18 protein-coding genes and 1 tRNA gene are annotated in these 22,516 nt (G+C 55.4%); 5 read left to right on the plus strand and 14 right to left on the minus strand.

Features of this window, described 5'->3' with window-relative positions:
* The 4 genes from ACN080_RS02110 to ACN080_RS02125 all read right to left on the minus strand — a co-directional run.
* The coding region (locus ACN080_RS02110; protein ID WP_419112924.1) for a PP2C family protein-serine/threonine phosphatase at positions 1-1,610 on the minus strand (1,610 nt) is incomplete at its 3' end.
* Between the two features lie 3 nt (positions 1,611-1,613).
* Complete coding sequence (locus ACN080_RS02115; RefSeq protein ID WP_419111189.1) at positions 1,614-2,105, minus strand: FHA domain-containing protein FhaB/FipA; 492 nt, start codon at positions 2,103-2,105, stop codon at positions 1,614-1,616.
* A gap of 3 nt (positions 2,106-2,108) precedes the next feature.
* Positions 2,109-2,915 carry an FhaA domain-containing protein gene (locus tag ACN080_RS02120; RefSeq protein ID WP_419104995.1) on the minus strand — a complete coding sequence of 269 codons (807 nt, stop codon included), beginning with the start codon at positions 2,913-2,915 and terminating at the stop codon, positions 2,109-2,111.
* A gap of 221 nt (positions 2,916-3,136) precedes the next feature.
* Positions 3,137-3,436: a YrhK family protein gene (locus tag ACN080_RS02125; protein WP_419100772.1), complete on the minus strand. Its 300-nt coding sequence runs from the start codon at positions 3,434-3,436 to the stop codon at positions 3,137-3,139.
* 135 nt (positions 3,437-3,571) lie between these two features.
* Here ACN080_RS02125 and ACN080_RS02130 point away from each other — a divergent pair.
* Positions 3,572-3,658 (plus strand) — tRNA-Leu (locus ACN080_RS02130).
* A 258-nt stretch (positions 3,659-3,916) separates the two neighbouring features.
* Here the strand turns inward: ACN080_RS02130 and ACN080_RS02135 are convergent.
* A complete protein-coding gene (locus ACN080_RS02135) occupies positions 3,917-4,312 on the minus strand; it encodes a type II toxin-antitoxin system death-on-curing family toxin (RefSeq protein ID WP_419100773.1) in 396 nt (131 codons plus the stop codon).
* Positions 4,313-5,372: 1,060 nt separating this feature from the next.
* On the opposite strand from ACN080_RS02135, the gene ACN080_RS02140 reads away from it, so the two are divergent.
* The 3 genes from ACN080_RS02140 to ACN080_RS02150 all read left to right on the plus strand — a co-directional run bounded on the left by ACN080_RS02140 (position 5,373) and on the right by ACN080_RS02150 (position 8,456).
* Positions 5,373-5,642, plus strand: coding sequence for a hypothetical protein (locus ACN080_RS02140; RefSeq protein ID WP_419104994.1), 270 nt, complete (start codon positions 5,373-5,375; stop codon positions 5,640-5,642).
* Positions 5,643-5,645: 3 nt separating this feature from the next.
* Positions 5,646-7,880 carry an alpha/beta hydrolase gene (locus tag ACN080_RS02145; RefSeq protein WP_419104993.1) on the plus strand — a complete coding sequence of 745 codons (2,235 nt, stop codon included), beginning with the start codon at positions 5,646-5,648 and terminating at the stop codon, positions 7,878-7,880.
* 123 nt (positions 7,881-8,003) lie between these two features.
* Positions 8,004-8,456: a hypothetical protein gene (locus ACN080_RS02150; RefSeq protein ID WP_419112925.1), complete on the plus strand. Its 453-nt coding sequence runs from the start codon at positions 8,004-8,006 to the stop codon at positions 8,454-8,456.
* Positions 8,457-8,762: 306 nt separating this feature from the next.
* On the opposite strand, the gene ACN080_RS02155 is transcribed toward ACN080_RS02150, so the two are convergent.
* Positions 8,763-9,701: a DUF808 domain-containing protein gene (locus ACN080_RS02155; protein WP_419100352.1), complete on the minus strand. Its 939-nt coding sequence runs from the start codon at positions 9,699-9,701 to the stop codon at positions 8,763-8,765.
* A 178-nt stretch (positions 9,702-9,879) separates the two neighbouring features.
* On the opposite strand from ACN080_RS02155, the gene ACN080_RS02160 reads away from it, so the two are divergent.
* Entirely contained in the window at positions 9,880-10,956 is a 1,077-nt protein-coding gene (locus ACN080_RS02160) for an alkene reductase (RefSeq protein ID WP_419104990.1), read from the plus strand.
* A gap of 90 nt (positions 10,957-11,046) precedes the next feature.
* Here ACN080_RS02160 and ACN080_RS02165 read toward each other — a convergent pair whose 3' ends face one another.
* The 8 genes from ACN080_RS02165 to nhaA form a co-directional block, all read right to left on the minus strand.
* Positions 11,047-12,111 (minus strand): NAD(P)-dependent alcohol dehydrogenase, encoded by a 1,065-nt coding sequence (locus ACN080_RS02165; RefSeq protein WP_419104989.1) that lies wholly within the window; start codon positions 12,109-12,111, stop codon positions 11,047-11,049.
* A 59-nt stretch (positions 12,112-12,170) separates the two neighbouring features.
* A complete protein-coding gene (locus ACN080_RS02170) occupies positions 12,171-12,458 on the minus strand; it encodes a PLDc N-terminal domain-containing protein (protein WP_419112926.1) in 288 nt (95 codons plus the stop codon).
* Positions 12,459-12,702: 244 nt separating this feature from the next.
* A complete protein-coding gene (locus ACN080_RS02175) occupies positions 12,703-15,132 on the minus strand; it encodes a 5'-nucleotidase C-terminal domain-containing protein (protein ID WP_419112927.1) in 2,430 nt (809 codons plus the stop codon).
* 136 nt (positions 15,133-15,268) lie between these two features.
* Positions 15,269-16,726 (minus strand): TIGR01777 family oxidoreductase, encoded by a 1,458-nt coding sequence (locus ACN080_RS02180; protein WP_419112928.1) that lies wholly within the window; start codon positions 16,724-16,726, stop codon positions 15,269-15,271.
* A gap of 30 nt (positions 16,727-16,756) precedes the next feature.
* Positions 16,757-17,197, minus strand: a complete 441-nt coding sequence (locus ACN080_RS02185; RefSeq protein ID WP_419104985.1) for a hypothetical protein — start codon at positions 17,195-17,197, stop codon at positions 16,757-16,759.
* Between the two features lie 227 nt (positions 17,198-17,424).
* On the minus strand, positions 17,425-18,927 hold the full coding sequence (locus ACN080_RS02190; protein WP_419104984.1) for an APC family permease: 1,503 nt from the start codon (positions 18,925-18,927) through the stop codon (positions 17,425-17,427).
* A gap of 255 nt (positions 18,928-19,182) precedes the next feature.
* Positions 19,183-20,733: an alanine/glycine:cation symporter family protein gene (locus ACN080_RS02195; RefSeq protein ID WP_419104983.1), complete on the minus strand. Its 1,551-nt coding sequence runs from the start codon at positions 20,731-20,733 to the stop codon at positions 19,183-19,185.
* Positions 20,734-21,037: 304 nt separating this feature from the next.
* Positions 21,038-22,399, minus strand: a complete 1,362-nt coding sequence (nhaA, locus tag ACN080_RS02200; RefSeq protein WP_419100343.1) for a Na+/H+ antiporter NhaA — start codon at positions 22,397-22,399, stop codon at positions 21,038-21,040.
* Positions 22,400-22,516: the final 117 nt, after the last annotated feature.

The following is a 22,516-nucleotide window of genomic DNA, read 5'->3' on the forward strand; positions in this document are numbered from 1 at the left end:
GAGGGAACCTGCTCCCGAAGATTTTTTACAATCTGTTCGGCATCAGCCTGATTCCTTGCAGTAATCGTGCTGGTGAGCCTGGTCTGCGAATGTTCGGGCAGCGAACTGACCTCAATATCAGTTTCCTCAACCACAGAGTGAAGAGTGATAGGCCCAAGGGTCTGGTTAATACCGTTAAAGACCGCGACGTGGTTGTCTTTAACCCCCACGTAGTACTGTTCACCGGTCCAGGCGACAAAGCTCCAGACAGTAGCAAGAGCGACAGCCAGGGTTAGTACAACCACAAAAATGCGCATGGGCCAGCGGTGGGGGGAAGGTTCCACCAGACTACTGAGGGCAGCCCGGTACTCCTCGGGTAGCTCAGCGGGCTCCACAGACTGGTCCTCTGCCGGATGCGACAGAGTGCTCAGTGTTTTCGCTGTTCGCGCGGTAACCGCCGGAATCATGCCGGTCTGGGTAGCGTTCGCAGCTGATCCCACCAGGTCGTGGGGGCGCTCAGAAAGTTCCTGACGAAGAATAGAAGCGGGGGTCGGCACATCCTCGGCACCATCAGTTACCGGGTGCGAAGTATCCACGCCGGCTTTAACGCTCATAGTATTGAGCACGCCGTCTGTAAAGGACTCACCACGCCACTTACCATGACGCAGGGCGTTGTGTACCTTAGCGTGCTGCGGCATCCGCCGCCGCCAAGGAGCCTGATGGCGAGAACTGCCCCCGTTGATACTGTCATCGGTGTTTACGTTTGTTTCTTCGACGGTTTGCTCAGATAGCTGAACACCAGATTCCTGCTCAAGGGTGGGATGAACACCCACAAGCTTGCCGTCAGCCCCGTACTTACGCACCGGAATAATCGGTTGTGGTGCAGTGACCGCCGCCGACAGGGAGTCCTCATTAATGACCGACAGGGCGACAACGGTGACATTATCGGGGGCACCGCGCTCTAGGGTCATATCAACCAGCACATCAACCATCTGGCGCAGGTCACCGGTTGACCGCATAACAGCCTCAATCTCCTGGACTGAGACCACAGCATCCAGCCCATCGGAACTCAAGAGCCACTTCTCGCCCACCTGGGCATCTAAAGTGCGAAGCTCCAGCTCAGGGGAGGCATCGACATCGCCCAAGACGCGCATAATCACATTCTTGTGCGGGTGAAGCTCAGCCTCATCGGGGCTAATCCGCCCCTCCTGCACAAGACGTTGAACAAAAGTGTGGTCGGTCGTGATCTGCTCAAAAATGCCGTCACGCAAACGGTAGGCCCGCGAGTCGCCGATATGAGCCATCTCAATCTGGTCACCGTCAATCAGCAAGGCCGTGCAGGTGGTCCCCATGCCGGCCAGCCGAGGGTTGAGGCCCACTAGCTCATTCATGATGATATTGGCGTTCACAATCTCATCGGCCAGGTAGATTCCTGCATTGCCCTCAAAACCTGCACGGTCAAGCGGAGCCAAATCGAGGACCGTAGTAGCAGATGCGACATCGCCACCAACATGGCCGCCCATACCGTCGGCAACTACCGCTAGGTAGTGCCCGGCGTAGCCGGAGTCATCGTTCTTAGAGCGCACACGACCCACATCGGATCGAGCCGCAAAACGGAAAGCGATACTCATTAACTAGTCTTTCAACTGCATGGTTGTGCGACCCACACGGAAAGGCTGCCCCACCTGAACAGGGGTGGCGCGGGTGAGTCGCTGATCGCCAATAAAGGTGCCGTTGGTGGAACCCATATCCTCAAGGAACCATCGGGACCCTTGCGGAAAGAGACGGGCGTGACGACCCGAAGCGTAGTCGTCCTGTAAAGAAACCTCAATGTCGGTGGCACGACCGATCGTCACCGGGGAATTACCCAGTCGCATGCTGGCACCTGCCTGGGCGCCGTCAACAATAGTCAAGAGTGAAGGTCGAACCGGGGGTACTGTGGGAGCTGGGTGGGCCGGGGTCGGCGGGACAGCCGCCATCGGCGCGTCCATCTGGGCTCGGGTAGTACGAACATTACGCCCCACACCCAAATCACGGCGAGAAGCGGCAAGCACCATAAAGACAAAAAGCCACAGCAGAATAAGGAAGGCAAAACGCAAAACCGTCACGGTTATTTCAGATGCCACAAGCTACCCCTTACGGACCATGAGACGGAAAATGATACGAGCACGACCCATTTCAATCACCGCGCCGTTTTTAATTTCAACGCGGCCAATCAAACGCCGCCCATTAACGTAGGACCCGTTGGTTGACCCCAAATCAACAGCCAGGTAGGTGTCATCCTGCTGAACGATTTCAAGGTGACGGCGGGAAACGCCGGTGTCCTCAACAGTAATATCGGCATTTGAGCCGCGCCCCAGAGTGACGGGCAGATCCTTTACAGCAAGGCGCTCGCCGTTAATTTCAAGCACAACCTGTGGCTTGGGGGCCGGTCGCTTGGGCTGGGGGAGCTTGTGAGCCGGGACTGGCTCGGTAGGAGGTGGAGCGGCTGGCTTGCTGATACGCGAGGGCAGGGAATCTTGGGCAACAGCAGGCGGAAGGTGCTGTGCCGGGGCCTCCTGGGGGGAGGCAACCTTCTGCTGGGAACCCGTGACTTCAAAATCACCGGGTTCTAGCTGCTCACCCAGGGTGAACGTCACGCGCACAGAACCGCGCAAGGAATAGCCCTGGTCGCGGGCGTGGCGGATAACAACATCGCACAGCTCCTCAGCTAGGGGCACACCCCACTGCTGGGCCCGTGAAAAATCGGGGGCTGAGAACTCTACGGTAAAAACGTTGGGTGCCAGGGTGCGGCCATTGGATACGGCGTAAGCCTTGTTGTCCATTTCGGTACGCAGACGGTTAGCGATATCAACCGGCTCAAAGGTGCCACCCTTGCCGAAGGTGCCGCGCACGGCCTTTTCTAGGCCCTGTTCAAGTTTGTCGATGAACCCCATGCTTGCCTCCTTCAACATCACATATCAGGCTTACCACCCTGAAGATAGCGGGCGCTCTGAAACTGGTTAATACGCAGGGTTAGCGTATAGCCTAAGCATCTAGTCTAGTGGATAACCGTAAAAACTCCCCGAGACAAGCTGGTAAATACCTGCTACTTACCCCTCTTAAATCTGAGGGCCCTATGGGGTTATAGCCAGGGTGGCTGGTCACCCCCATCTCATTAGTTATCAAAAGCTCCGGGCTGAGTCGCCTGTAGCCCACTGGGTGTCCCATGAAGTTTTTTGAGATGGATTCTCCTGCTGATCCGTATGCAGGGGCGTACGAGCATGAGAGCTGAGCCGACAACAAAAAACCAGGTCCCTGTCTCAACGGTTTCTTGCGAGAAAAAGAGAAAGGACCCGATGAGGAAAATAAGTCCGATGAGGATATCGTTACAGATTGAGAGCGTTTCGTAGCGGCCTTGAATAATGAGCTCGTCACGGCCGAAAGTCAGTCTTATATCCTGGGCTGAGTCATTCATTGTTCCATCATTTCACGCCTTACAACCAGAAGGCCCCTAATGTGCTGGATGCCATAAGACCCTCAAGTAGACGTGTCGGTCTCTAGCGTGTATAGTTATCTTCGTTGCCCATTGAGCAACTCAAAAAAGAATAATGCGCAAGTGGCGGAATTGGCAGACGCGCTGGCTTCAGGTGCCAGTGATCGCAAGATCGTGGGGGTTCAAGTCCCCCCTTGCGCACCACGAAAATAAACCCGTTTCCCCAGGTGAGAGCCAGGGAAAACGGGTTTTTCTCTGCCCTAAAACAGCTCTGTGATACTGATTTGATACTCGTTTGCCCAGCAACCCTGTATCAAAGCAGGTGAGAACCAGGGCTAGAGAACCCTGCCCGATGCCAACAAGGGGCCTATCTTAGAAGCCTGCGAGCGCTGGGAACTGTGGGCTGGTGCTCATGGCTCCCAGATTAACAGAGACCCACAACACGATGGGTCAGTTCTTGGTTTACCTGCTACGAGGCACTGACCAGCTTTCTAGTTGCTGGGCTATCTGCTCAAAGGTCAGGGCGTGCTCTGCTACCTGAACAACGAACTGGGCCTGCTGGCTGTCTTCTAGCTCCTGCGGGGAAAGAATATCCCAACCGTTCAGGTACATGAAAAGGACGGTGCAGGTGTAGGCAGTGCGCTTATTGCCGTCCGTGAAAGGGTGATTCTGGACCAGTGCTTCTAGGAGAGCTGCGGCCTTATCGAAGATACCAGGGTAGAGTTCGTGCCCTGCGTAGCTGGTGGCTGGTCGGGCGAGAGCGCTTTCTAGCAGATGTTCCCCACCAGGTTTTAGATGCTGTCCGGGTGCTAGACGGGCGTGGACTGTTAGAGCATCTGTGAGGGCTATGTACCGCATGAGAGGGGCGGCTGGGCTACTGGGTAGCCAGGATAGCGTTTACTCCTTCCAGCCTGTCGAGAACTGTCTCTAAGGCTTCTTGGAAGTCCTGGCTGGTGGTGGTTTCTGGTGCGATGGTAGTCATGTTGGTGTGCCTTCTAGCAGGCTAGGGGTTGGTGGTCTCCTTGTGAGATGTGCTTAAGCCTAGCGTTAAGGGTGGCGATGTGGCTAGGGGTTGGTGGTGTGTTGTCGGTATCTGCGAGAGCTCGCAGTGATGCTGAGGTTGCACCTAATAATGAGCTTGGGGTGTCTTGGTGCCTGGTGAGTTTTTCTCTGGGGTGGGTAGTTATTCCTATGTCTATGTCTTTATCTATACGGCGTGACGTTATCTATGGGGTGGCATAAAAAGAGAGAGCAGACGGTTTAGGTCTGCCCTCTTGGTTATTGCAAGATTCCCCCGCTGCCCGGTGTGGCTGTGGCCCATTGGGAGTGTGGGTTATACCCTGGCGGGTAATCTCCTATCCCGGTTGTGGGGTTTGTGGCCTCTGATGGTAGGAAGTTCTCTGCTTGGTCTTGCTCTGCCTTTTTCTGTTTCTCTCGCTCTCTGTCAAAAGCACTTTTCAGGCTTTCATTAGGGGGTCTATAGGGGTTCAAGTCCCCCTGCGCACCAAGAGCCTTTATTCAAAGGCTGTAAACCCGGGTTCGAGAGTTTTTCTTGGGCCCGGGTTTTGTGTTCTAGGGGCATTCAATGATGGGCGCCTTGGGCTTTCTCGAGTAGCTACAGGGTGTGTGCAAAGAGGTCTTACTGTATGTTTCCTCTTGTTTTAGGCTCTTTGGGGGTGGCTGGGGTGGCGCGTGTGCTCGTGGTACGGTGGTGCTGATGTTCTGTGTGAGTTGACCGTTTCTGGCGAAGAGCTAAGCGTATATATAGATATAGCTAAGACGCGTACTACCTGAGCGCTTTGATAAGAAGTGCATGGTGGTGGTTCCTCAACCTGAAACTGGGCTTGCTCCGGCGGGTGATGATGAGCTAGATGCTGAGCGCCGGAATTAGCTTCGGGAAGACAATAGAAGGATTGGTATGGCTGATATCAGATTCAGTTATGAGCTTTTGCAAGAACTCATCGATACATTCGGGGACCTTAAAACAGTGTTCGAAGGCTACGGTACATCAACGGCGGGTACCGTGGATAGTGATGACCCAGTAGCTCATCATCATGCTGATGTTGTGAAGGGCCAAGAGGGTCAGTTGATGGCGGCAACTGTAGCTTCGTTGGGTAATGCTCGTGATGGCGCGCAAGCGGTTTTCGATGATTTTAAGAGCGCTGATTTAGCGGGAGATGGGAAGTAAAGAATGAGCACTCGTCCTTCTGACTGGTCCCCCTTAACTGGTGGGGACCCATGCCCCGGTGATCCTGCAGCGTATACATCAGTGATTTCTCATTGGCTAGAGCGTGCGACGGGTGCCCAGGCACAGGCTAATAAGTTGCAGGGTATTACCTCTGTTGATGCTGAGTCGAATCGTATTCGCCGTATTGAGCAGGTTGCTGCCGAGGGGCAGGTGGCTTTGGGGAACATGGCTGATACTTTTGTTGCGGTGAGGGATGTGCTACAGGGGTGGCAGACCACATTAAGCGATTTGCAGGCGCGTGCCGACGAGGCCTTGGGTAAGGCACAGAGAGCGCACACGACTGTGGTGGATTCTTCTGCTCAGATTGGGACTTTAGGCGCTATTGCCGGTAAGCAGAGTGAGCAGGATCGGGTGAGGATGGCTTTACTGCAGCAGGAGGTAGCTGTTTCTCAGGGTGTGATTGCCTCAGCGCAGCTTGAGGTGGATGGTATTCGTGCTGAGTATGCGCGGGAGTCTGCTGCTGCGGTGGCTGCGTATGTGTTGAATGTTGAGGGCCTGTGGACTGCCGGTGGTAGTGCGTCTTCTAGTGGGGGTGGCTTTGGTTCTTCAGTGGATGATGTGAAGGGCACTTTACTGGGGGATTTGAGTGATGAGCGGGTGCAACAGTTAAAGGATTTGGCGGCGGCTGCTAATAACGGGCCGGTTGAGTTCGAGGCGTTTTTGGGAGCGTTGTCGGAGCTGGATGCAGGTTCTATCGCTGAGTTTTTTGGTGAGTATCCTGAGCTGGCGCGGTACCCGTTGGGTGGTACGGGTGATGATGTGTGGGATGCTGCGGTGTCGAAGTCTTGGTGGGCTAGTTTGGATGCTGATCAGAAGGCTGCCCTGGCGCATAGTGCTTGCGGTATGGTGGGTAATTTGAATGGTGTGCCGTATTCTGACCGGAATGTGGCCAATCGTTGGTTGTTGGATGATTTGTTGGCTGATGAGTCTTTGGATGATGCGACACGTGCGGCCTTAGTGCAGTTGCAGGAAGCGTCAGCTTATAAAAAGGGCAAAAAAGCTCCTCGCCTTATTCTTTCGTTGGATATATCGAACTCTCGTATTGATGATGGTTTTGATGAGAATAATGTTCTGGCAGTTGTATCTGTTGGAGACGTAGATTCGGCTGATGCTACGACTGTTATGGTTCCTGGTATGGACAACAGTGTGGGGCGTAGTATCAAGGATTTAACGCTGAACGCCCAGGATATGCACAGGCAACAAATGGATGGTTTACAAGTGGGGGATTACCAAAAATCCCAGAAACGCATAGCTGTAGTCGCGTATTTAGGGTATGACACGCCAAATATTGAATCAACACTTGACGGCAGGTCTGATTCAAGTGGATATCGAGAGCGAAGCGCAGCTATGCGAGGGGTCCCAATTTCGAAAAAGCCAACACAAAGTGTGTTAAGCCCTGAAATGGCTCAGCAGGGCGGTCAAAAACTTGCTAGTTTCTATGACGGCTTGAACGTCACTAAATCTTCTAACACTGATATCCCTGAATACGGGGCGGGCAAGACGGACGCTTATAACGACCCATTTGTTTCTATTAACGCCCATTCCTACGGTACGACCACAAGTGCGGAAGCGCTTGGGCTCTCTCAGACAAGCGTGAACAATGCGGTGTTTTATGGTTCCGCTGGTTTAACGTGGGATGCCGTGAGGAAAGCTAACGCTGGTGAGTGGATGCTAGAGCGTGATGCCCAGGGGCAGCAACACCTGTCGTATGTGCATTCTCCGCATGACTGGCTGGCACCTATCGGTGCTTTTGGCGCTGGGCGTAAGGGGCCTGGTGATATTGATTTTGCGCAGGAGTTTAGTGATGCTGCGGTTATCGATAGCGAGGGTAATTATTGGTATAACGTGGAGCATCATCCGGTGAATACTACTACTCAGAGTTGGGGTTGGAGCTTGGTGACAGATCCAGGGTTTGGTACTCAGCGAGGCTATTGGTCTAATGATTCTGCGACTATATTGTTTGGGTCTCAGCGTTCTTTGGGCGGTCTAATATCACAGAGTGACTTGGTGACGGTAGAGGCTTTTTACACGGTCAAGGGTGACGGTACTGGTTATGGTTCTGACACAGTGAGTGTACGTATTCCTGTATCTGCTTGGCAGTGGGAACATGCTTCTGATGAGGAACGTAAGGAGTTATTGCAAAAGATGATGGCCTCGCAGGGAATTTCTGGGCAGTAGGTAGTTGGGTAGGCTGATGATGTGGTTTTGCTGTTCTTATGAAAGGGGCCTGTAATGGTGTCTTCTATTATTCGGTTTTGTGCCGTGTTAGGTATGGTTTTTCTTATGACAGGGTGTGGTTTTATGCAGGGTTCTTCTCGGGTTGCTTCTGCTGAGCAGCAGCGTGTGATTGTGGATGAGTTTTGGTCTTTGTTCCCTGGTACGGTGGAGGCTACGGGTACTGATCCTTCTCATTTTGTGTATGCCGGTGGGGCTATTTACACTGCGGAGCGTATTGCTGAGCGTGGTCTTGATTATCGGTCGTGTTCGAATGATGTTGATGGGACGTCTTTGTATATGTTGTCTGCTTTGGTGAGGGATACTTCTCAGCGTAATTCGAAGGATGAGTATCAGCAGAAGGTGCAGGGGATGCGTGATTTGTGGGAGTCTCAGGGGCATGAGGTTTTGAGTGTGGGGCCGGTGAGTGCTGGTGCTGAGATTAAGTTTGTGACGGATGCTGGTACTGAGGTTCGTTATAGTGCGGGGGAGCACGCTGAGATTATCCAGGTTCAGACGGCGTGTGTTTTGTCGAAGTAGTTGGTTTGGGGCGTTGTTGTTTGTAGCCCGGGGGTGGCTGTGTCTTTTCTGTTTCTTGGGTGTTTTGGTGGGGGTGTCTGTGAGCTGATGGGCAGATGGTTCGTTGGGGGTCTTTGTTGAGGGGTTGTGTACCTGGGTTTGAGAGTGTTTTCTTGGGCCCGCCCTTCTACCAGCCTGAACCACCGCTGTGCTGCCTGATGACCTAGCTTTTAGATACACCGCGGCCCCGCACCTTCTGTGTGAAGTGTGCGGGGCCGCAAAGCATCGGAAAGGGAGAGTAACCTACCCTCGGTATGCCTCAGCAGGCTAGTGGTGCTTCTTACCTATCGGCAGGAAGTGCATAACCAGGGCAATGAAACCGCCCCAAATCGTACCCAAAACCATGGAGCAGAAAGTATTAATGCACCAGGTCAGCGCACCGCTCAAAGCAGGAACCAGGGTGCCATAGTGCTCCAGGTGGTGAACAAAGCCGTAAGGAGCATGCCAGCCCAGCTCATCCAGGCCAACCAGAATAATGTGGCCACCCACCCACAGCATAGCGAAAGTACCAACAATAGAAATGATGTTCATCAGGACCGGCATGGCCTTGACCAAGCCCAGGCCAAACTTCTGGGCACCAGCAGACTTGCTCTGAGCCATATGCAGGCCGATATCGTCCATCTTGACCAGCAGGCCCACCGCACCATAAACCGCTACGGTGATAGCGACACCAACGATCGCCAGAATAATAGCCCGCGACCAGAAACCCTCACTAGCAACCTCATTGAGCGCAATCACCATGATTTCCGCGCTCAAAATAAAGTCGGTGCGTACCGCGCCGGAAACAACCTTCTTCTCGGCCTCCGGGCCTGCAAGGAGGACTGGAGCCTCAGCCTCTATGTCTTCCTTCGGGGAAAGTAACTCAATAACCTTCTCAGCGCCCTCAAAGCACAGGTAGGTACCGCCGATCATGAGTAAGGGAGTGAGGGCCCAGGGCAGGTACTGGCTGAGTACAAGAGCCGCTGGCAGAATAAAAATCAGCTTATTCCGCAGTGAACCCACCGCGATCTTCCGAATAATCGGTAGCTCACGTTTAGGCTCAACACCCTGCACATACTGAGGTGTTACTGCCGCATCATCAACCACCACGCCAGCAGCCTTAATGCTGGCTCGACCGGTAGCTGCCACAATATCATCGGTGCTAGCTGCCGCCAGCTTAGCCAGAGCGGCAACATCATCAAGTAAAGCGGCTAAACCACCGGCCATAGTAACTCCTTGGAAAAAGTGAATATCTGCCTCTAAGAATAGTGCCCCACCTGCGAGAACCCACTAGGGCCCTGGGCACATTTTCGCTCCCGGGGTATCTTATGCCAGCTCTGAGGGAATAAGCGTGGCATGAAAACAGTTATGCACTGCGTACATTAGACTCACGAAAGGCACCCCATTGACCACCCTCTTTGAACCAGCACAGGCTGGCTCACTTACCCTCAAGAACCGCATCACCATGGCCGCCCTCACCCGCTCCCGCGCGGGACTAGACGGGGTGCCCAGCGACCTACACGTAGAGTACTACACCCAGCGAGCCAGTGCTGGCCTCATCGTCACTGAAGGCACCCGCACCAGCCACGTTGGTCAGGCCTTCCTCGGCCAACCCGGTATCCACACCCAGGACCAGATCGCTGGCTGGCGCCGTGTAGCTGACTCCGTACATTCCGCCGGTGGTACCATCGTCATGCAGATTATGCACGGTGGTCGCCTAACCCTGCCCACCATCAACAAGGGTGAACAGGCTGAAGCGCCCAGTGCCATTGCCCCCGGCGTTACCCTGCACGGTGCTAACGGCCGCGAAGACGTACCCACCCCACGCGCCCTTGACTCAGATGAACTGCCCCGCATTGTGGAAGAGTTCGTGACAGCTGCCCGCAACACTATTGAAGCCGGTATGGACGGCGTAGAAATTCACGGTGCCAACGGCTACCTCCTACACGAGTTCCTTGCCCCCTCAGCCAACCAGCGCACTGACTCCTACGGTGGTTCACCCGAAAATCGTGCCCGTCTGGTTATTGAGGTGGTCCGCGCCGTTGCTGATGCTATTGGTGCCGACCGCACCGCCCTGCGTATCTCACCCGAGCACAACGTCCAAGGCAACATTGAAGATAACCGCGCCGAGACTCTAGCAACCTACGACGCTCTCCTGGCGGGAATCAGCGACCTGGACCTGGCCTACCTCTCAATCCTGCACGCAGATATTGAGGGGGACTTTGTTGCCCACCTGCGCCAGGCCTTCGGTGGCTTCACCCTGCTCAACAGCGGGTTCGCTGAGGTAACCGACCGTGCCGAGGCAGAGCGTATCGTTGAGGGTAACCTAGCGGATGCCGCAGTAGTTGGCCGCCTGCTCATTTCCAACCCGGACCTGGTACGCCGCTGGCAGGCAAACCTAGAAATCACTGCTCCCGACATGGCAACTTTCTACACCCCCGGCGCTCAGGGCTACACCGACTACCCCTTTGCCGGCTCGTAAATATAACTATTCAGGCATATAAAAGAGCCGCCCTCTTTCCCCTTGATATCAAGGGGAAAGAGGGCGGCTCATGAGATCTGAGCAGACGTGCTAGGCGCTGACTTCTGCCTTCTCAAAGGTTGCCGTATCAATGACTACGCGAAACTGGACATCGCCCGCGGCGACACGTTCGTAGGCCTCATCGACCTGATCGACACCGACCTTCTCAATCACAGCGGCAATACCGTGCTCGGCGCAGAAATCCAGCATCTGCTGAGTCTCGGGAATACCGCCGATATTGTTGCCGGTCAGTACCTTGCCGCCGCCAATCAGACGGTTCATGTGGAGGGAGAGAGCCTCCGGCGGCAGGCCCACCACGCTCATAATGCCACGGGGCTTAAGTAAGCCCAGGTAGGAATCCAAATCAATGGGGGCAGAAATAGTGTTGAGGATCAGGTCAAACTCCCCGCGGTGCTCCTCAAAGAAACCTTCCTCGCTGGTTGCCAGGGTACGGGAAGCGCCCAGCGCGGCGGCGGCCTCAGCCTTCTTCAGATTGCGGGAGAGAACCGTTACCTCAGCACCCATGGCGGCAGCAATCTGCACACCCATATGCCCCAGCCCCCCCAGGCCCAGAATAGCGACCTTAGCGCCGGGCTTAAGGCCCCAGCGAGCCAGAGGCGAGAAGGTGGTGATGCCAGCGCACAGCAGGGGAGCGGCCACATCGAACTCAAGAGCATCGGGAATATTCAGCACAAACCGCTCATTGACGGTGATCTTCTGGGAATAACCACCCTGGGTGATAGAGCCGTCAACATCCTTGGAATTGTAGGTTCCCACGGCCCCGTTCAGGCAGTTGTTCTCAAACCCGGCGGTGCACTGCTCGCACTCACCGCAGGAATTGACCAGACACCCCACACCTACGCGGTCGCCTACCTTGAACTTGGTAACAGCCGAGCCTACCGCCTCAACGGTGCCGGCAATCTCATGCCCCACCGCCAGGGGGAAATGGGCTTCACCCCACTCGTTATGAATCGTGTGAATATCGGAGTGGCAGATACCTGCTGCCTCAATCTTGATGACAACATCATCTTCACGGGGGTCCCGGCGCTCAAGCTCAGTGACCTTAAAAGGCTGGTCGGGGCCAAATTTTTGCAGGGCTTTGACGGTATAGGGCATAACTTTCCTTTGTGTGAATCTGCCAGGTTAGCTCTAACTCTACGCCCTGCTCGAGACTTTTAGGCCTCGAGTTCACCCTCAGAGTGACCAGGTGCTGCCAAGAGCTGCTGCCGGTCGGCCCGCAACCGCAACCAGTAGGCCAGCGGACCCACCAGGGGTAGGAAAAGGGTGAAGAGAACCCACTTGAGCTTCTGTATCTCGGTCAGGTGGCTCTGGCGGTGAATAGTGAACACACAATACAGGGCCAAACCTAAAGACAGAAAAAGAATGGGGTAGAAGAACCAGCCGAAAACACTGACGGTGGAGCTGGTTTCTGCGGCAAGAAGGGTCACGGTGGGGTGAGGCATACCCACCATTGTAACTACCGGGCTTAAAGAAAGCGCGGGTGCCCGCTCCGCTGGGGAGAGGGCACCCGCTAAGGGTTTACCTCAGAGGGCCTTGGCAGGGGGCCTATTCCTAAGGTGCTCCAGGATCACATCGAAGTTGCTGGCTCCGGGGCTGGCGTGAATCACCTTGTGAACGCTAGCGAACCAGGTGAGAGGGCCAGCAACGAGCCTGAGCCTGCCTTACCTACCCCTGATGAACAAGCCTCTATGCCTTGCGGCGACCTGCCCGAAGAACAGCTACACCAGCTAGCAGAGCCAGGCCGCCAGCGGCGGCAATCAGGCTGGCGGTAAAGCCGGTGTTAGCCAGGCGGTTTGACGAAGCAGAGCTTGATTTAGTAGCGCCAGATGAGGCGTTCACCGTGCTACCGTCCTCTGCCCTATTGGTGTAGTTGGGGTTCAGCTCGCACCCGAGCTGGTCACCATCGGCGTCCAATCCCTTGTGGAAACCGGCTTCGTCGGAGCCAATGGGGCGACCTAGCTTATCCCAGACAGCGGCACAGTTCTCGTAGGTAAAAGGGGTTTCAGGAGCGGTGGGGGCCGGGGCGCTGCTTGTCTTCGGAGCCGGGGTTACTGCCCCTTGACTGGGGCTAGGAGCCGGCTGGTCTGTGGGCTCAGCGGTGGGAGTAGGCTGAGGGGGCTCAACCGGTGCAGGGGGCTCAGCGGAGGAGCCTGTGAACTTGGCGCTCAGGCGAACAAGGGTGCCTGTGACATCGCTGGGATCGGCCAGTTCAATCTCATGCTGCCCGGCGGTAATGCCCTGACCCGCCAAATCTAGAGCTACAGTTGCGGTGCCGTCTGTGGCTACCTCAACGGTGCCCACCTCAATACCATCAATGGTGACCTTAAGTTCGGTCAGTGCAGGGACGCCGAAGCTCCTTACATTCAGGTCAGCCAGCGAGAACGTGAGCTGGCCATTGACGTCGTAGCCGGCTGCCAGGTCCTGGACCTTAACAGCCTGCTTGGCATAGTTGGGGTTCACGGTTCCGTTTGCCTTGAAATAATTCACGAAGGCATCAGAATCCACCAGTGCCGTATCCTTGGGGTTGGTGCCCTGGGCAAAAGTACTGAAGTTATCGCCGCCACCGAGCAGGAAGCTGGGGATAGCGACGGTAAAGGTATCGGTATCTTCTACCTTCTTACCGTTCACATACACATCGAGGATATTTGAGCCGCGAGTTGCGTACCCGGCTGCATCGGTAGACCCGGTGTAGGTGTAGGTGACGTTGGACGAGAAACCTAGCTGCAGGTAGGGGCGGTTAGCCATCTCGCCTGCGGCGTTCTGCTGCCACTGCTCTTCCAGCACAGCCTTAAGCTGTTGGCCGGTCAATTCGGTGGTCCACAGGTTGTTAGCGAAGGGGGTGACATTGACGATATCCATGACCCGCACGTTCTGGTTAGCGGCCAGACCCAGGCTGGTGCGCAGGCCACCGGGTAGCTCATCGCGCAAGCCACCGGGGTTGACAATGCCGATATCGGCGGGTGTGCGACCGGTTGAGTTCGCGGCTGCCAGGTACATATCGGCAACCAGGTGGCCCATAGTGGATTCGTAGTTGCGCATATCGAACCCACCCCGCGCCTCCTTGCCAGCATCGAAGCCAGTGGTAATAGGGGCGCCGACCTGCCCAGCAAGGACTGAGCCTTGCTCAGTTGCATAAGAATTAGCTTGGCTGACAATAGTGTTAACCTGGGCCAGTACCGGATCAGCGGCAATCTGATCGGCAGTGGGCGCATCCATACGTTTGACCAGCTCAGAAGAATAGGCTGTTACCTCACCTGCATCATTCAACCTCAGGACAACCTTACCCAGGTTATCACCATAGTTACCGGTCTGGACCACGGGGCGAGTCTTGCCCGGCTGCCCGGGAACAGCGCCGTCAATCACGTACTCCTGGTGCGTATGGCCTGTGAAGATAACATCAACATTTGCGCTGGTCTGGTTGATAATGGCATCACCGGCAGGATCAGCAGTATTGACACCCTCATGGTACTCGGCAACAATGACTTGGGCCTCACCATTGGAGGGGTCCCCGTCAGAGAGCTGGGCGGCGTATTTATTGACCGCAGCAACCGGGTCGGTGAACTGTAGAGAGGCAAGCTGGGACGGGTCAGTCAGCTGAGGGGTCTCGGTAGTGACTGCACCAATCACAGCAACAGAGGTGCCGTTGACCTCGGTGATGTAATAGGGTTCCAGGGCAGGGGAGCCGTCCGTCTTGAGGACGTTAGCGCCCAGGTAAGAAAAAGATGCGGCGGGGATAATGCGGTTGAAGAGATCCTGAGCGCCGGCATCGAACTCGTGGTTACCTACAGCGCTGGCTCTGAGGCCGAGGGCATTGAGGTACTCCAGGGTGGGCTGATCCTTTTGTACGCTTGAAACATAGAGGGAGGCACCCACGTTATCACCAGCGGCGAGCAGGAGTGAACCCCCGTGCGCTTTCGACCGCTCAGCCTGAACCGTGTTAGCAAGGCCCATAGCGATGCTAGTAGATACACGGCCGTGGAAGTCGTTGATGTTGAGCAGGGTGAGAGTTGTTGAATCTGCGGCACCAGCACCCGGTAGGGGAGCTACAACCAGGGCAAGAACAGTGGCACCGGTTGCGGTAATACCGGCAAGGCGGCGTGACAGAGAGGAAGCCATGCTTATCTTTCGTGTGTTTTTGGGAGTGTGCTACACAACAGGATAGCCCGAAGTGGCGCACAAGCCCGGCAGAAGGCAGTGACTTTTAGATGAAATGCCATTGCCGGCAGGCGGTCTATGGACTTCTTGGGGGAAACTAGGAAGCCAGTTCGTGCTCAAGCGCCGTGCGGAGCTCTGGCTCAAAAAACACATAGCCACTCGCCAGGAGCTTTTCTGCGCTAGCGTTCTGGCTTGCTAGGGCAAGCTCCTGTGCGCCCTCGGCTCCCAAGAGTAAGGCTGGGCCGAACTTTGGGACAGGCAGGAAAACCGGGCGTTTGAGTGCCGCACCCACTGTCTTAGCAAGCTCCCGGGCCGTAACAGGGTCTGGAGCGACCGCATTGACCGGCCCCCTGAGCGACTCGGTCATCACCGCGTGCACATAGATACCGGCAATGTCATCTAGGCTGATCCAGCTCTGCACCTGCTGACCGTTCCCAACCCAGCCACCCGTCCCGGTTGCAAAGAGAGGTAGCTGGAGGCGTAGCATACCGCCCAATACCGACTGCACCAGGCCTGTGCGCACATTGACCACGCGCACCCCGGCATCCCGGGCGGGTTGGCAGGCAGCCTCCCACTGCTGACATACCTCGGCCAGGAAGCCGTTCCCAGCTGGCATATCCTCAGTCAGTAGCTCATCACCCCTGCCCAAACCGTAAAAACCGACAGCCGACGCACACACAAAGACACGCGGCCCCCTGCCCTCAGCGGCCAGCCGAGCAAGAGTCTGCGCCAGCACCGTTGTAGAGCCTACCCGTGACTGAAGAATCGCTTTTTTATTCTGCGCCGTGAAGCGCTGGCTAATACTGACACCGCCCAAATGAATCAGCGCATCGGCACCCTCAAAAACAGCCTCATCAATCTGCCCGCTCTCAGGATCCCAAGCAAACTCGTTCTCGCTGGTTACGTTACCGCGCACCAGCGTGCGGACGGTGTGCCCACCGCCGGTCAGCAGGGCTGTTACCTGCTTGCCTACCGTGCCGGAGGCCCCAGCTACCACCACGGTCATCGGCTCCCTGGCATAGCGCTGCTGAAAGCTTAGGTCGGCGGTGATACGGCGCTCGCGGGCGGTAAAGACACGCTCTAGCTGACGCTCAATAGCAGGTCCGGTGACCTTCTCGCCCCCGCCCAAGATAGCCTGAAGTGCCGAGTCCGCGCCCGTGAGCACTCGGTTACTACCGTCTGAACCAGCAAGGCTGTAGTCGGGCAGAACCCGGAACTCAACCGCGTCACGAACCAAGGTACGCTCATGACCTGCGGAGAAACTATGAGTATGCTCCCACAGAGTAAAAGGCCCGCGAGCCATCTCATCTGTAAAAGAGTTGGCTTCAGCAGCTGTATGGCGGGCCTGCCAGGGAAGGGTAAGCAGGCCATAGGTCAGTGGTAGCGCAACGCTAGTACGCGCTATGCTCCCCGGAGCCTGAGGGTTACCTTCCTGCTGAACCTGACCAGCCCAGTGAGGGGTTGCTCGGGTCAGCGCGCCCGGGCGATGAAACCAGGTACGCACCGTCTCAAGATCAAAGGGATAGGTTGAGGTATAGCTAAAATTGCCGGTCATGAGGACTCCTAAAATGGTCAATAAATGTCTTTAGAGAGCTAGCGCCCTCAGCTTGGCCTCAACCTCTTCAATCAGGTCAGCCAAAGTGGTGATGTAATACTTCTCAGCCAGAGTGATCGCGTTCTCACTCGGTAGGCCATCAGTGGCAAATGAACCCATAGCAAAACTATGAGACTGCCCCAGGGAGCTCCTTGCTTCTTTGCTAAAACTTGCCCCAAAACTAGGTGCCTGAGGGGCGCTCGCAGCTTCGCGGGTGAGGGTAAATCCGTAGGCCGTGCTATCTGCATAGCTGATATTGAGGACGTACTCCACCTGGGTGCCGTCCTCTGGCCGCTCAATGGACAGGTCAGCATCGTCAAGGAATTCGCCGTCCAGTTCTAAGCCACCGTTGTACTCTAAAGCCCAGCCAAACTTACGGGCCAGTGCGAAAGCGGTTTCTTTAATCTGGGTATTGTTTGGGTCGATAGCCACGGTTCTCCTTCTGGGCGGGTTTGTCTTATGTCTTCAACTGTACCCGCCCCGCACCTAGGAGCCACCCAGCAGAGGTACTAGTAGCGCCTTATTTCACCATGGCAAGGAAAAATAAGTACTTAAGCCTGATGAGATGGCCAAAAACTTGGCAAATACACCAGCTCTTGGCATCTTGTGAAAAGACAGACAGGGCCTATCTGGGTGAAACCAGCGCTAGAGTTACCGGCCTAGAGCACCTCATCCAAATCGACAGACTCAGGCACCTTCACACCGGTATTCATGTTCAGAGTCTCCCCCCTGAAGAAAGGCTTAAACTCATCCCGCCTCATGAGAGCAACCATGAGCGCAAAACCAATAGCGAAAGAGGTCACGGCAGTAATAAAGACCCCGCTGGTCCCCAGCATCTTGGTGTAACCGTAGTCGGGGTCAGCCATATTGAAAAGTGAGACAGCCAGAATACAGGTCATCATGAGCCCGCCGGCTAGCGGGATAATCAGGCGGAACACTACGTTACGGGCGCTTGTAAAGATACTGCCACGGTAATACCGAATACAGGCAAAAGATGAGACCGCATAGTAAACAGCTACCGCTACGCTGGCAGCTTCGATGGTGTCAGCCAGCATGTTCTCACTGATGTAGGTCATTCCCGTATAGAAGACCGCGGAGCAGACACCCATATAGATGGTGGCAGTCTTGGGCGTCTTAAACTTGGGGTGCACATCGCCAAACTTTTTGGGTACAGACCGGTAGACGGCCATAGCAAAAACACCCCGAGAAGAGGGCAGGATAGTGGTCTGACAGGTAGCCAGCGCAGAAACCGCAACCGCCAGGATAATAACCCAACCCCAGGACCCGAGAGCGGCGTCCTTGAAGGGGGTAAAGACATCATCGGAGTTATCTGGGTTAGCGAGGCCAATCCCTTCGGATCCCGCACCCGCGTACATTAAGGCCACGACGGTTACAAAGACGTAGGTGACCACCAGAATAGAGCTGGAGAGCACTGCTGCGCGGCCGGGTGTGCGGTGGGGGTCTTTGGTTTCTTCGCTAATAGCTAGGCAGGTGTCCCAGCCCCAGTAGATGAAGATTGAGATGAGCACCGCCTGCACCATACTGCTGAAGCTGGATTCAAAGGGGTTGAACCAGCTCATCTCAAACTCATACCCGCTCGTGGCCCCGGAGGCTAGCGCCTTAAAAACACCCAGGGCGAGCAGAGCAATAGCAAGATACTGGATTCCCACGAGGAGCCACTGGGTCAGCGAACCCGCTTCGATATTGCGGTAGGAAATCCAGGTGGTTAGAGCTATGACCAAAACACCGGTGAGCACCACTATGTGCTTATTGTGGGCAAAATCTTCCCGCCCCAAAAAAAGCCAGAGGTAGATAGCTGCAATCTGGGTCTGATTAGCCATAGCTATGACACCAGCAACAATAACTCCCCAGCCGGAAATCCATCCAACCTTGGGGCCAAAGGTTTTTGTTCCCCAGGTAAATATGGTCCCGGAGTCGGGGACAGCTTCGTTGAGTTCCTTGTAGGACAGCGCTGTAATCAGCATGGGGATAAAGCCCAAGACAAGGGCGATAGGGGCCTGGTAGCCAACAGCTACCACGATGAAGCCAACAGATGCGGCCAGTGAGTACATGGGGGCGGTCGAGGCTACCCCGATGACGGTTGAAGAAGCCAGCCCCAAGCGCCCCTCGGCAAGGCCTTTATGGTGAAAGTCTTTGGTCATTATCGCTAAAGATCATCCTCTGCAGGGAGGCACGCACCAACAGCCTCCACACCCCGCAGCTCAGGGGAGGTGACGTGCAGGTGGATAGCTGGGTGGGGCCTTCAGACGGTAGGTAAGAATAAACAAAGTCTCAGTATAGGACTCAATTACCTTAAAGACGAAAGGACCGGCTCAATCAGAGGGTGCACTTTATGCTCTTGTCTCTGATCTGCCGGTCCTTTGTCGTGGCTCTAACCCCTACAGGGTATAGCCTGTCTACTTGCGCCTTGCCGCTTGTTTTTCAAGCTGTAGACGGTCGTAGTTTTCCCAGTAGCTACGCTGGGTCAGCTGGTCTGTGCCATCCCAGGCATCCAGGTTCTTGATTTCGGGCAGATCACTGGCTTGGAAGACGGGTTCCAGGCCGGCCTTGCGCTGAGCCTCGTAGTTGCGAAGTAGCTTCATGACGTTGGGCATGAGCAGGCAGACAGCGGTTAGGTTGACAATGACCATGCCGCCGTTGAGTAGGTCAGCTAGGTTCCAGAGCAGATCCAGTGATGCAATGGCACCGAAGAAGACGAAGCCGATGACAATCACACGGAAGATATTCATGGGCAGGTGCTTCTCAGTCACAAAACGGATGTTGGACTCACCGTAGTAGTAGTTACCGATAATTGATGAGAAAGCGAAGAGAGCGATAGCCACAGTCAGGAAGTGAACGGCCCAGCCTCCCAGGTGGGTGGAGAGCGCGGTCTGAGTGAGGGTACCTGCCTGGCTACGGTCCCCGTAGGGAACATTGCCCGCAACCAGTACGATAAAGGCGGTCACCGAGCAGACCAGAACGGTATCGAAGTAGACACCCAGAGACTGAACAAAGCCCTGCTTAGCGGGGTGGGAAACAGAGGCGGTTGCGCCGGCGTTGGGGGCTGTACCCATACCTGCTTCGTTGGAGAGTAGGCCTCGGCGCATGCCCTGGGTAATCACACCGATGACGCTGCCGGTGACAAATTCACGGATACCAAAGGCACCGGTAATGATTTCAGCAATAACATCGGGTACGGCACCAATGTTGAGCACAACTACAATCAGACCCAGCACCAGGTAGAGTACGGCCATGAAGGGCACGAGAATTTCGGTGACCGATGAGATGGCGCGGATACCGCCGAAGATGATGAAAGCAGAGAGCAGGGCGATCACCGCACCAATCGCGATACGGAAGCCCATACCGTTGGTTTCAGCAATATCAACGTTAAAAGAACCCGCTACGGCACCGACAATCGCGTTGGTCTGAACGGCAACAAAGACGAAAGCGTAGGTGATAACAATGAAAGCAACAAAGATCAGGCCGAGCCAGCGGGCGTTCAGGCCGCGAGCCATGTAGTAGGCAGGGCCACCGATATAGGAGTCCTCACCTTTACGTTTGTACAGCTGACCTAGGAGTGATTCTGCGAAAGCAGAAGCTGCGCCAACAGAGGCGATGACCCACATCCAGAAGACGGCACCGGGGCCGCCCATGGTGATAGCCAGGGCTACACCGACGATGTTACCGACACCTACTCGGGAGGCCGCTGAGACGGTGAAAGCGCGGAAGGCTGAGATACTTTTCTTGCCGTTGTATTCGGTGCCCGCCGGATCCTTGAGGGTGCGGAACATCTCACCCAGGGACCGGAACTGAACGCCACGGGTTGCGATGGTAATGCCCAGACCTGCAAGGACCAGGGCATACATCAGGAAGTTGGTCCAGAGGGAATCTGAAATTGAGGTAATGACCTCTGTGGCCCCAGCGGTGGATTCATTAATCCAGTTCACTGCGTCGAGCAGAAAATCCATGCGTGCTCCAAATCGTTAAAGGGTACAACTGCTCTGATGTGTATGGGCTGGCAGCTGTCCCTGGTGGTTGACTACCTGTTGCGGCACGGGTGGGCAACAGGAGCGGGCTTTCACCTGCTGTATGGTGCGGTGAATACTCAGGTAATTCTCACAGGTCGTGCACCAATCTGCAAAATACCCGCAAGTGTGATGTTGCCGGGTCGCTGCTTGGCACAGCTGTCTCAGGGCCGGAAACCCTAAAATTTAACCCCACCGACAGGCTAAGCCTTGGTATTGGCCTGGGCCCTGTCGGTGGGGTTCATTCTTACTTGGGGCTTGGCGCTGGTGCCTCGGTGTTGTCGCTGAAGACATCGGGGATGCCGTCGTGGTTGGCATCCAGGCTTTCTTTCTGCGCAATGAGCTTGTAGTTCTTATTGCGGATGGAAAGAATGATGGCTCCGAGAACAGCAGCAAGAAGCGAACCAATCATAATGCCAATTTTGGCGTCTTCCGTGTGCATGCTCCCCTCTTTAAAGGAGAGCTCGGCTACCAGCATAGAAACTGTAAAACCGATACCGCCGGTGACGGCTAGGCCTACAACATCAATCCATTTGATATCGGGGTCAAGATTGGCGCCGCGGAAGCGGGTAATCAACCAGGCTGTGCCTGTAATGCCTACGGTCTTTCCAAGAACAAGACCTAGCATGATGCCGATAGCTACAGAGTCAGCTAGTGCGGTGGTGAGCCCCTCCCAGCCGCCGATAGCGACACCAGCCGAGAAGAAGGCAAAGAGGGGTACACAGATGCCGGTGGATAGGGGGCGGAGGCGGTGTTCAAGGGTTTCAGCCAGGCTGGAATCTGCATCTACCTGATTGGCCTGAGCTGTCATCCGCACGGGTACGCAGAAACCGAGGATGACACCTGCGATGGTAGCGTGGATGCCTGATTCTAGGAAGAGAGCCCAGGTAATCAGACCCAGGGGGAGCAGAATTACCCAGGCCGCCCACCCTTTTTGGTGGAAAAGTTTCTCGTGCTTGTGGGTCAACCAGAAATATGCGCCAATAGGAATAATTGAGGCAATAAGGTACCAGGGGTGGAAATTGCTGGTGTAGAAGAGGGCGATAATAACGATGGCAATGAGATCATCAACGACAGCTAGGGTGAGCAAGAAGGTGCGCAGGGCGGCTGGAAGAAAAGTGCCTACCCCTGCAAGGACAGCTACCGCAAAAGCGATATCGGTAGCGGCGGGGATAGCCCAGCCACTTACTGCGCTTGGGCTGTTGTGATTGATAGCGAAGTAGATGATAGCCGGAGTCATGGCTCCACCGAAGGCTGCGGCTACGGGGACAATAGCCTTACCCGGATCACGCAAATCACCGACCACAAACTCTCTTTTAAGCTCCAAGCCGGTGAGGAAGAAGAAGACGGTGAGTAGCCCGTCTGCGGCCCAGAGATGGACGTTCATCATCAGGTGGCTAAAGCCCGGTATGGCTAGACCGATTTGGCTATCGCGGATGCTTTCATAGAAGTCGGCTGCTTGGGTATTAGCCAGCACGATAGCTAGAACAGTGGCGGCAAGCAGAATGAACCCGCCCACTGACTCCTTGCGTATGATCTCTGAGATGCGACTTGTTTCGGCGTAGGATCCGCGTGAAAAAAGAGGATCTGTCTGAGGCGTTTGGGACATGCCTCTCCTTCTGTCGGGTGGGTTTCTCGTCGGTTTAGTTTCCATTATGCTCCCTAAGGCTGTTTCCAGCCCGTAGTTAAGGTGCAGAACTGTAAAATAAGCCTACGAATTATCCCA

This window comes from Rothia sp. CCM 9416 (genome assembly GCF_048513535.1).
In the GTDB taxonomy this organism is placed as follows: Bacteria; Actinomycetota; Actinomycetes; order Actinomycetales; family Micrococcaceae; genus Rothia.

Bases quoted from the DNA above. Each gene is read 5' to 3' on its own strand.
- ACN080_RS02175 (WP_419112927.1), bottom strand. From the start codon at position 15,132: ATGGCTTCCTCTCTGTCACGCCGCCTTGCCGGTATTACCGCAACCGGT.
- nhaA (WP_419100343.1), bottom strand. From the start codon at position 22,399: ATGTCCCAAACGCCTCAGACAGATCCTCTTTTTTCACGCGGATCCTAC.
- ACN080_RS02125 (WP_419100772.1), bottom strand. From the start codon at position 3,436: ATGAATGACTCAGCCCAGGATATAAGACTGACTTTCGGCCGTGACGAG.
- ACN080_RS02140 (WP_419104994.1), top strand. From the start codon at position 5,373: ATGGCTGATATCAGATTCAGTTATGAGCTTTTGCAAGAACTCATCGAT.
- ACN080_RS02155 (WP_419100352.1), bottom strand. From the start codon at position 9,701: ATGGCCGGTGGTTTAGCCGCTTTACTTGATGATGTTGCCGCTCTGGCT.
- ACN080_RS02150 (WP_419112925.1), top strand. From the start codon at position 8,004: ATGCAGGGTTCTTCTCGGGTTGCTTCTGCTGAGCAGCAGCGTGTGATT.
- ACN080_RS02180 (WP_419112928.1), bottom strand. From the start codon at position 16,726: ATGACCGGCAATTTTAGCTATACCTCAACCTATCCCTTTGATCTTGAG.
- ACN080_RS02165 (WP_419104989.1), bottom strand. From the start codon at position 12,111: ATGCCCTATACCGTCAAAGCCCTGCAAAAATTTGGCCCCGACCAGCCT.
- ACN080_RS02190 (WP_419104984.1), bottom strand. From the start codon at position 18,927: ATGACCAAAGACTTTCACCATAAAGGCCTTGCCGAGGGGCGCTTGGGG.
- ACN080_RS02145 (WP_419104993.1), top strand. From the start codon at position 5,646: ATGAGCACTCGTCCTTCTGACTGGTCCCCCTTAACTGGTGGGGACCCA.
- ACN080_RS02170 (WP_419112926.1), bottom strand. From the start codon at position 12,458: ATGCCTCACCCCACCGTGACCCTTCTTGCCGCAGAAACCAGCTCCACC.
- ACN080_RS02135 (WP_419100773.1), bottom strand. From the start codon at position 4,312: ATGCGGTACATAGCCCTCACAGATGCTCTAACAGTCCACGCCCGTCTA.
- ACN080_RS02195 (WP_419104983.1), bottom strand. From the start codon at position 20,733: ATGGATTTTCTGCTCGACGCAGTGAACTGGATTAATGAATCCACCGCT.
- ACN080_RS02120 (WP_419104995.1), bottom strand. From the start codon at position 2,915: ATGGGGTTCATCGACAAACTTGAACAGGGCCTAGAAAAGGCCGTGCGC.